Annotated in this window: 9 protein-coding genes; 1 reads left to right on the top strand and 8 read right to left on the bottom strand. The window is 66.8% G+C overall.

Going from position 1 to position 9844, the window contains the following annotated elements; translation table 11 throughout:
* Positions 1-174: 174 nt before the first annotated feature.
* From IBX53_RS12385 to IBX53_RS12360, 6 genes are read right to left on the bottom strand one after another with little or no spacing between them, the layout of a single operon-like run.
* Positions 175-558, bottom strand: a complete 384-nt coding sequence (locus IBX53_RS12385; protein WP_290909663.1) for a RidA family protein — start codon at positions 556-558, stop codon at positions 175-177.
* A gap of 26 nt (positions 559-584) precedes the next feature.
* Positions 585-1352: an Ldh family oxidoreductase gene (locus tag IBX53_RS12380; protein WP_290909660.1), complete on the bottom strand. Its 768-nt coding sequence runs from the start codon at positions 1350-1352 to the stop codon at positions 585-587.
* Positions 1353-1356: 4 nt separating this feature from the next.
* Positions 1357-3102, bottom strand: a complete 1746-nt coding sequence (locus tag IBX53_RS12375) for a hypothetical protein (protein WP_290909659.1) — start codon at positions 3100-3102, stop codon at positions 1357-1359.
* Entirely contained in the window at positions 3095-4684 is a 1590-nt protein-coding gene (locus IBX53_RS12370; protein WP_290909656.1) for a BCCT family transporter, read from the bottom strand. The genes IBX53_RS12375 and IBX53_RS12370 overlap by 8 nt, the downstream gene beginning before the upstream one ends.
* A 40-nt stretch (positions 4685-4724) precedes the next feature.
* Positions 4725-5717, bottom strand: coding sequence for a dipeptidase (locus IBX53_RS12365; protein ID WP_290909654.1), 993 nt, complete (start codon positions 5715-5717; stop codon positions 4725-4727).
* 10 nt (positions 5718-5727) lie between these two features.
* Positions 5728-7167 (bottom strand): aldehyde dehydrogenase family protein, encoded by a 1440-nt coding sequence (locus tag IBX53_RS12360; protein WP_290909652.1) that lies wholly within the window; start codon positions 7165-7167, stop codon positions 5728-5730.
* A 94-nt stretch (positions 7168-7261) separates the two neighbouring features.
* Between IBX53_RS12360 and IBX53_RS12355 the strand changes: the two genes are divergently transcribed.
* Positions 7262-8167, top strand: coding sequence for a LysR family transcriptional regulator (locus IBX53_RS12355; protein WP_290909650.1), 906 nt, complete (start codon positions 7262-7264; stop codon positions 8165-8167).
* Here the strand turns inward: IBX53_RS12355 and mtgA are convergent.
* Complete coding sequence (mtgA, locus tag IBX53_RS12350) at positions 8149-8865, bottom strand: monofunctional biosynthetic peptidoglycan transglycosylase (protein ID WP_290909648.1); 717 nt, start codon at positions 8863-8865, stop codon at positions 8149-8151. The two genes, IBX53_RS12355 and mtgA, sit on opposite strands and share 19 nt — an antisense overlap.
* 121 nt (positions 8866-8986) lie before the next feature.
* Positions 8987-9844 (bottom strand): S-formylglutathione hydrolase (gene fghA, locus IBX53_RS12345; RefSeq protein ID WP_290909646.1); only part of this gene is annotated, 858 nt, incomplete at its 5' end.

The following is a 9844-nucleotide window of genomic DNA, read 5'->3' as shown; positions in this document are numbered from 1 at the left end:
AGATCCCGGCGGCGCAGCGCCGGGTCGCTGCGCTCGTCGCCGAGCAGCTCGCGCAACAGGGCCAACGCCACTGGTGCGAGGTCGCGACCACGGGGCTTACCGCGAAAACGGCGCTTGGGAGTGAGAGTCTCGACGGTCATGGCGGGCTCGTTGTTAGGCGGGTTAACTTGCCACTTAACTTGCCACATCTACAGCCGCGTAGGCCACCATCTCGATGAGCATCTCCTCCCGTGCGAATCCCGAGACGATGATCGCCGCGCGGTTGGGATAAGGCGCGCTGACGTAGTCGGCGTAGAGGCGATTGACCGTGGCCAGGTCCTCGCGACGGGTCACGTAGATCAGCACCTGCGTCAGGCTGGCCATGCTTCCGCCGGCACAGGCCAGGGTGTGGCGCAGGTTCTCCAGGGTCTGGCGGGTCTGGGCCTCGATCCCGCCCTCGACGACGGCCCCATCGGCGCCGATGGGTATCTGTGCGGTGAAGAGGATGCCATTGCCGATGACGGCCCATTCCAGCGGGGCCTTGGCGGCATAGAGGTCGGTGGCGACGGGTTGGATCATGGAAGCGTCTCGTGAGGATGGAGGGATCAGTCGTTGTCGTGGTCGCCGGCACCGGCGCCGCCTCGGGAGGCGTCGCTGGACTCCACCAGGATGCGGTGCGCCAGGGTCTTGAGGCGCGCCCAGATGGCGTCGTCCACCTCGATGCCTTCCTTGAGGGCCAGCTGTCGGCAGGCCAGCAGCTCCGACTCGGAGTGGCGGGCCAGCAGATCGAGGTCGTGGTCGGCACCCAGCGATGGCAGCAGCTCCACGTGGTTGGCCATCACCAGGGTGATGCCGTCGTTGGGCTCATTCTCCTCGGGCACGTCGCGTACCGAGTAGACGCGCACTTCCGGCGTGGCATGGCCCGCGCGAAAGCCCACCACCTGCTCGGTGAGAGGCTCCTGGGCATTGCGCCAGAAGGCGGTGATGTTCATGCCACGCCCGGCCAGCCGCGAGAGATAACCCATGATCAACTGGCGGTTGTGGCAGCGGCGGATCTTGACCACCGAGAGACCGCGGGCACGCGCCTTGGCAAAGCCGAGCTCGGTGGCCAGGCTGATGCTTCGCAGCACGCTGTGGCCCTGGCCGTCGAGCACCGCCAGGTCACCGTCCTGGTAGATCAGCCGCGGCCGTGCCTCGGGATCCTCCTCGAGGAGGTAGTCCAGGCCTCGGTTTAGCTGCTCGACGCCATGCAGGCCATGACACTGCATCCAGGCGACCATGTCGGCGGCATCGGCGGCATCGCCCTCCTCGAAGCCGATCCCGCTGAAGGCCTTGCGACACAGGCCCTGAAGTTCGTTGTAGGAGACCTTCATTCGCTCATTCCTCCCGGATTCTCATGCACTTGCCATTCTCCCGTGCGGGCTCGAGGGGGAAGCTCCAGTCGTCGAAATCGGCGAGGTCCTGCGGCTCGGCATTGAGCTCCTCGACCAGCGGCGCGCCCTGGAACAGGGTGATCCGCACCCAGCGGTCCGACTTGGGGTCGAAGCGACTGGCCCCGAAGAAGGAGAGCTTGGTGCGCAGCAGGTGCATCGGCTTCATGTCGCGATGCCAGAGGTTGGCGTGGATGTCGCCGTAGGGCGCCCTGACCAGGGTCTGGATGCGGCGCACCACCTCCTTGTGGCGGGGGTGCTCGAGCAGGAAGTCGACCACCGTGGCCCGCGGATGGTCCTCGAGGAAGTCACATAGTGCCTGGTGGGTGCGCGCCACGCGGGGCCCGATGGCAATGGGCATCTCCTTCTCGGCGCCGGGCTCGGCATGACGCACCCCCAGCCTCGGTTCCTCCTTCTCGGCGGAGCGATACCAGAACCAGTAGGCACCCTCTTGGCTCGCATAGTCATGGGCGAGCGCCCACGCGTAGTGGGTCTCGATCAACTGGCGCAGGCGCATCAGCGGCATGTCGGGTTCCAGGTCGAGGTTCTCCTCGACACCCATGTGATCCTCCAGAGCGTCAACCTGATCCGGATAGAGCTCGATCAGCAGGGTGTTGATCAGCTCCTGGGCCTCCAGCGGCAGAGTGCGGGCACTCCACTCCACCAGCTGCTGCCAGATATCGGCTTCCAGCGGCACGCTGGCCAGCCAGGTGAGCACGTCGGGCAGCGCGGCCACCGTGGCCGCATTGCGCTCGGCCTGCTCGGTGTCCTCGGTGACGGTCTCGTCGAGATGCTGCATGGCACGGCGGGTCAGCGCGATCAGACGCTCACGATCGGCCTCCTCCGGCGCCTGACGCAGGGCCAGGGTCAGGGCCGTCTCGCGCTGGGTGACCCACTGGGCAATCAGCTGCGGATGGTTGATCAGGAAGGGCGCCATGCCGAGCCCCGTGGAGTTGCCGATCCCCAGGTAGCGACGCAGTTCGGTGGCCAGGTGACAGGCGGTGTCCGGTGAGCGACAGGCCGCGAGGTGCTCGACCTGCTCGATGGAGAAGTGCCGCAGCAGGTAGACCCCGGCCATCTGCGCCGAGAAGGGCCGCCGGAAGTCGGGGTTGTCCAGCAGGCGGGCGAAGTCGGCGATGCCGAACTTGCCGTTGCCGTAGACCGCCGTGGTCCGGTAGAGGTAGCCGACCCGGGTCAGCCAGGCGGGGTCGGGCTGCTCGCCGCGGGCCAGGGCCTCGGCGAAGTGGGCGAAGTTGCGCAGGCTCTTGTTGGCCCGCGACAGCACCAGCACCCTGGGATGCTGACGCCCTGCCTCCTGAAGCGGCACGTTGGCGGCCATCTGCGCCAGCAGGCTGTCATCGACGTCGCCCTCCACCAGGCCGAAGGTCACATCCCAGGCCTCGGCGATGACCCGGTCGGAGCGGCGTGCGTCGTCCAGCGGCTGGGCGAACATCACGCCGTGGTAGCGGCCGTGGGGCGTCTGCAGCCGGTAGATGGCCGTGCCATGGCCCTCGGCATCCAGGTCGAAGCGCACCCGGCTGACCTGCCAGCGCTGCCGGGCCATCTGGCGCACCAGGCTGCGCACGAAGCTCAGCCGGGTGGCATGCAGGCTGCCGAGCCGCTCGAGCCGCATCACCTCAACGGCGGGACGCAGGCCGAGCGGTGCTGCCGAGACGATATCCGCACTAGTCATTGACGATCACCTTGGGCCGGGTGGTGAGACCCTGCTGACGCGCCATGGCATAGGCGGCCTGGGGGCCGGCCCACAGCGATGGCAGCAGCACGAGCGAGACCGGAATCGCGGTGATCACGATGAACTGCTGCAGCACGCCGATCTGTCCCGAGCCCATATAGAGCAGGATGGCCGCCATCAGCGACATGGCCACGCCCCAGAAGACACGCACCCCGACATGGGGACGGTCATGACCGGTGCAGACCACGGCGATGGCATAGCTCATGGAATCACCCGTCGTCGCCACGAAGATGGTGGTCAGCAGCAGGATCGCCAGCGCCATCAAGGTGCCACCCGGCAACGCCTGGGCCACGGTCAGGGTCGCCACGTCGAACTGGAAGTTGTTGAGCGCCTCGGTCAGGTCGATCACCCCGGTCAACTGGTAGTGAATGCCCGAGCCCCCCAGCAGCGTGAACCAGACAGTGGTGGCAATGGGTGCCATGACCGCCACGGCGAGGATCATCTGGCGGATGGTGCGGCCTCGCGAGATGCGCGCCACGAAGATGGCCATCAGCGGGCCATAGCCGATGAACCAGGCGAAGAAGAACACCGTCCACCACTGCATCCACCAGGCCGGGGCGGTTTCCGAGGTCATGGTGGCCATGGCCAGGAAGGAGCTCATATATTCGCCGAAGCCCTGCAGGTAGGCGTTGGTGAGAAACAGGGTAGGACCGAACAGGAAAATGATGACGGCAATCGCCAGTGCCAGGAAGACATTGAAGCGGCTGAGCAACTGGATGCCGCGATGGATACCGGTCGCCGCCGAGGTGACATACAGCGCACCCAGCACGATCAGGATCACCAGCTGGGTGCCATACCCTTCGGCGACGCCGACCAGCTCATGCAGCCCGAAGCTGACCTGGGTCGCCAGGAAGCCGATCGGCCCCACGGTGCCCGCCACCACGGCGATGACACAGCAGGCATCGACCACCCCGCCGAGCCAGCCGCTCATGACGCGCTGCCCGAAGACCGGGTAGAGCAGTGTTCTGGGCTGCAGCGGCAGTCCCTTGTCATAGTGGGAATGCGCCAGTACCACGGCAGTCAGCGAGCCCAGCACCGCCCAGGCCAGGAAACCCCAGTGCATGAAGGACTGCGCCAACGCCCCGGCAACCGCCTCCACCGTGCCTGCCTCGGTGTCGAAGGCCGGCGGCGTGACCACGAAATGGTAGACCGGCTCACCGGCAGCGAAGAAGACGCCACCCCCGGCCAGCAGGGTACACATGATGATCGACAGCCACTTGAAGGTGCTCAGCTCCGGCGTGTCGAGACCGCCGACCTTGGCACTGGCCGCCGGCGACACGGCCAGGCCCATGGCAATGAAGAAGGTCAGCAGCAGCAGCAGCTGAAAGTAGGAGCCGAGGATGGCGGCGGTCCAGGCGAAGCCGTCACCGATGGCAGAGGCGACACCCTCCACATCGATGATCGACAGCACGACGAACAGCACGACGAAACCGACACTGAGCCCCAGGACGACGGGGTCGCCGAAGCGGTTGATAAGGCCGGTATTCGGCCTTTCCGAGGGATGGTTGTCAGGCGTACTCATGATGTTTTCCTTGTTATTGGAGGAACCGTCAGGTGGAGTCTCAGCCGGCTACAGGCGACGCGGCACGTTCCAGCAGTGCCAGCCAGTTACGGCCCATGATGCGTTCGATCTCGGTGTCGTCGAAGCCTCGCTGACGCAGCCCGTCGATCAGGTTGGGGAAGTCCCGGCTGTCGCGCAGCCAGGGCAGCGGGCGCGGCCAGCCGGCATTGCTGGCGCTCCCCTCGCCGTAGTCCATCTCCTTGGACCAGCGTCCGTTGCGCATCCATTCCAGCACCGAAACGGGCTGCGCCTGGCAGAGGTCGGTGCCCAGGCCCACATGGTCGATGCCCATCAGGTCAACGGTCCGCGCGATCATCTCGCAGTAGGCCTCGAGGGTGCAGTCCGGGCCATCCTTGAGGTGGAAGGGGTAGGCCGAGAAGCCAAGCAGGCCATCGCACTCGGCGATCGCCGCCAGCACGCGGTTGGACTTGTTGCGCTTGGCCGGGTGGAAGAACTCGGGATTGGCGTGGGAGATGATCACCGGACGTTCTGAGAGCTCGATGGCCTCCAGGGTGGAGCGCTCGGCACTGTGGGACATGTCGATGACCATGCCGACCCGGTTCATCTCGCGGATCACCTGGCGGCCGAAGCGGGTGATGCCGCTGTCCTCGCTCTCGTAGCAGCCACAGGCCAGCAGGCTCTGGTTGTTGTAGGTCAGCTGCATGATCAGCAGGCCCAGCCGACGCATCACCGCCACCATGTCGATGTCGTCCTCGATCGGCGAACAGTTCTGGGCACCGAGGAAGACACCCACCTTGCCGGCGGCGCGGGCACGCTCGATGTCACCCGGCTCCAGTACCGGCATGATCAGGTCGTGATGCTGCTCGAAGCGGCGGTTCCATTCGCCGAGCCGGGTGAGGGTCTCCCGGGTGTTCTCGTGATAGACCAGCGTCGCATGCACGGCGTCGAGGCCGCCCTCGCGCATCTGCTGGAAGATCTCCCTGGACCAGTTCGAGTACTGCAGGCCGTCGACGGTCAGCATTTGCTTGGACATGGGGCGCTCCTCAAGCCTTGACATAGCAGGTCTTGACCACGGTGTAGAATTCGCGGGCATAGCGACCCTGCTCGCGGGGACCGAAGCTCGAGTCCTTCCGCCCCCCGAACGGCACGTGGTAATCGGTGCCGGCGGTGGCCAGGTTGACCATCACGCAGCCGGTCTCGGCGCGGGCCTTGAAGGCGTTGGCCAGTTTCAGGGAGTCGGTGATGATGCCGGCGGTCAGGCCGAAGTTGGTGTCGTTGAGGGTCTCGATGGCCTCCTCGGCATCCGCGACCTTGATCACGCAGGCAATAGGGCCGAAGACTTCCTCGCGGTTGATCGCCATGTCGTTGGTGGTATCCGTGAACAGGGTCGGCGCCATGTAGTAGCCCGGGGTCTCCCTCTCGAGACGCTCGCCGCCGAAAGCCAAATTGGCACCATCCTGCGTGGCCCGCTCGATCCAGGCCAGGTTGGATTCGAGCTGGCGGGCATCCGCCACCGGGCCGATCTGCACGCCCTCTGCCAGGGCATGGCCCACCGTCGCCCGGTCCAGGCGGGCGATGAGCTTCTCGACGAAGGCGTCGTGGACCGCCTCGGTGACGATCAGCCGCGAGGAGGCCGTGCACTTCTGCCCGGTGCCGGAATAGGCGCCGGCAAAGGCCGCCTCCACGGCGAGGTCGAGGTCCGCATCGTCGGCCACGATCAGCGCGTTCTTGGAGCCCATCTCCAGCTGGCACTTCACCAGGTTGCCGGCAGTGGCCGCCGCCACGCGCCGCCCCACTTCCAGCGAGCCGGTGAAGCTCAGCGCCTGGATGTCGGGGCTCGAGATCAGGGCATCGCCGACGCTGCTTCCGGGGCCCATGACCAGATTGAAGGTGCCGGGCGGCAGCGCCTGGCGGCTGATGATCTCGGTCAGCGCCCAGGCGCTGGCCGGCACCAGGTTGGCCGGCTTGAAGACCACCGCGTTGCCGAAAGCCAGCGCCGGGGCGATCTTCCATACCGCCGTGGCCATGGGGAAGTTCCAGGGGCTGATCACGCCTACCACGCCGACCGGCTCGCGGCGGGTCTCGATCTCGACGCCGGGTCGCACTGAGTCCACCCGCTCGTCGAGCTGGCGCAGCACCTCGGCGGCGTAGTAGTGGAAGAACTGTGCCGAGCGGTAGACCTCGCCCACCCCCTCGGCCAGCGGCTTACCCTCCTCCCGGGAGAGCAGGTGGCCCAGCTCGTCCTTGCGGGCGACCAGCTCGTCGCCGATGGCCATCAACACCGCATAGCGCTGCTCCAGGCCGCTCCTGGCCCACTCGCGCTGGCCCTGCCGGGCCGCGGCAATGGCCTCGCCGACCTGGGCGACGCTGGCCTGGGCGTAGTGGCCGATCAGGTCATTGGTGTCCGAGGGGTTGTGGTTGGCGATGGCGCTCTCGCCCTCGCGCCACTGGCCGGCAATGAAAAGCGGATGGGACTGGGACATGGGATACCTCCTGGATAGCGTTGACGCCATCCTAGGAGAGCCACCAAGATAAGGATAATCAATAAATCCGATGAAATGATCAGGACAACTTACCATGCTGCCCGAACTCAAGCTCCAGCCGCTGCGCTGCGTGCTGGCCATCGCCGACCAGGGCGGCTTCCATGCCGCGGCCAGGCATCTGCATCGCAGCCAGCCGGCGATCTCCATGGCGGTGCGCGACCTCGAGGAGCGCCTCGGACAGCCCCTGTTCGAGAAGGGCAACGGCAAGGCAGCGCTGACGCCCTTCGGGCAGTGGTGTCTGCCGCGCTTTCGCGAACTGGTCGCCCACCACGACCGGGTCAGCCGAGACGCTCTGGCCATGGCCAGCCATCAGGCCGGGCGCGTCGACATCGCCACGGTGCCCTCGGTGGCCAGCCGCCTGATGCCCGGTATCCTGGCAAGCTTCGTGATCGACTACCCGGGCATCGAGATCAACCTGCAGGATGGCCATTCCGAGCTGGTGAGCCAGAGGGTGCTGAGCGGAGAAGTGGAACTGGGCATCACTAGCCTCTGGCAGGCCGAGGAGGGGCTCGACTTCATCCCGCTGCTGCAAGACGAGATCGGCGTGGTATGCCGGGACGACCATCCCCTGGCAGGGCGCAACCGCCTGCACTGGCGCGAGCTGGCCGGACACGCCCTGATCCGCAACGGCACCTCGCGGCTGCTCGAGGGCTCACCCGCCTCCGAACTCCTCGAGCACAGTGCCCTGTACATCTCCAACATGATCTCGCTGACCGCCATGCTCGAGGCGGGCATCGGCATCACGACCCTGCCGCGCCTGGCCTTCCAGGAGGAGCATGCCCGGCTGCGCTTCCTGCCGCTGGCGGAGCCCCGGCTGGAGCGTCGAATCGGGCTGATCTGCCGGGCCGGCGTCAGCCTGTCGCCGGCAGCAGCCGCAATGCGACACCATGTGATGGAGAATCTGGAGAAACAGGTGGGGCTTCAAAGCCGCTCGAGATAGGCCGGCCCACCGAGGTTGTTCATCTGCTGGCGGATCCAGGCGCTGCGCCGCTCCACGTGGGCGCTTGGCCGGGCCGCATCCCAGCCCCGCGGGTTGGGCAGGATGGCCGCCAGGCGGCTGGCCTGTGCGGCACTCAGCTGGCCCGCGGAGACGCCGAAATAGTGCTGGGCCGCGGCTTCCAGGCCGAACACGCCGCTGTCCCACTCGGCGATGTTCAGGTAGACCTCGAGGATGCGCTGCTTGGGCCACAGGCTCTCGATCAGCAGGGTGAACCAGGCCTCCAGCCCCTTGCGCGCCCAGCTGCGCCCGGTCCACAGGAAGAGGTTCTTGGCGGTTTGCTGGCTCAGGGTACTGGCCCCACGCAGCCTCCCCCCGGCCCGGTTAGACTCCCAGGCGCGGCGCATCTCCACCAGGTCAAAGCCGCGATGCTCGGGGAATCGCTGGTCCTCGGCGGCGATCACCGCCAGCTTGGCATGGTCGGAGAGCTCACCCCAGGGGCGCCACTGATGGCGAAGTTCGATGGGCTCCCGGGCGATCCAGGACTGCACCTTGCGCTCCACCATCACCATGGAACCGAACACCGGGGCCTGGCGGAACAACAGCACCAGCAGCACCGAGAGCACCACGAAGCCCAGCAGCGTCCGCCACGCCCAGCCCCACAGGCGGCGCCCCCACGCCCTGATGGTTATCCTTCCCACTGTCGTTCGACCCACTGCCTCTCGCCCCGCGAACCCGACCCTGAGCGGCCAGTATACGGGCTCGTTCGGTGGCACGGGAGGCGGGAGGTCGGTGCTGACTCAACGCGCCAGCCTCAACGCCCTAGCGATTCTTGTGCAGGCGTTCGGCGTGATAGCGCAGATGGTCCTCGATGAAGGTGGCGATGAAATAGTAACTGTGGTCGTAGCCGGGCTGGCGACGCAGGGTCAGCGGGTGGTCGTGCTCGGCACACACCGCCTCCAGCCGCTCGGGCCTGAGCTGCTCCTCGAGGAAGTCATCGGCCTCGCCCTGGTCGATGAACAGCGGCTGGCTGGAGGCGCCGCGGGCCACCAGTTCGCAGGCATCGTACTGGGTCCACTTGCCGCGATCCTCGCCCAGGTAGCCCTCGAAGGCCTTCTGGCCCCAGGGGCACTCCGACGGATTGACGATGGGCGAGAAGGCCGACACCGAGCGATAGTGGCCGGGCCGGCGCAGGGCCATCACCAGCGCCCCGTGGCCGCCCATGGAGTGGCCGCTGATCGACTCGCGGCCGTTCACCGGGAAGTGCTGGCGCACCACCGAGGGAAGCTCCTCGGTGACGTAGTCGTACATGCGGTAGTGCTTCTTCCAGGGCTCCCGGGTGGCGTTGACGTAGAAGCCGGCGCCGGAGCCGAAGTCGTAGCTGTCATGCTCGCCGGGAAGATCGGTGCCCCGCGGGCTGGTGTCGGGGCAGACGATGGCGATGCCAAGCTCCGCGGCGAGGCGGTGGGCACCGGCCTTCTGCATGAAGTTCTCGTCCGTGCAGGTCAGCCCGGAGAGCCACCACAGCAGCGGCACCCGCTCGGTCTCCGCCTGGGGCGGCAGGTAGATGGCGAAGACCATCTCGCAGTCCAGCGCCCGGGAGCGATGGCGGTAGCGCTTGTGCCAGCCACCGAAGCTCTTGTTGGCCGATACCAGCTCCAGGTTTTCGGTCATGGTCAT

The sequence above is a fragment of the Halomonas sp. genome (assembly GCF_014859505.1).
Taxonomy (GTDB): Bacteria; Pseudomonadota; Gammaproteobacteria; order Pseudomonadales; family Halomonadaceae; genus Halomonas.
This window is presented reverse-complemented; position numbering and strand designations above follow the sequence as displayed.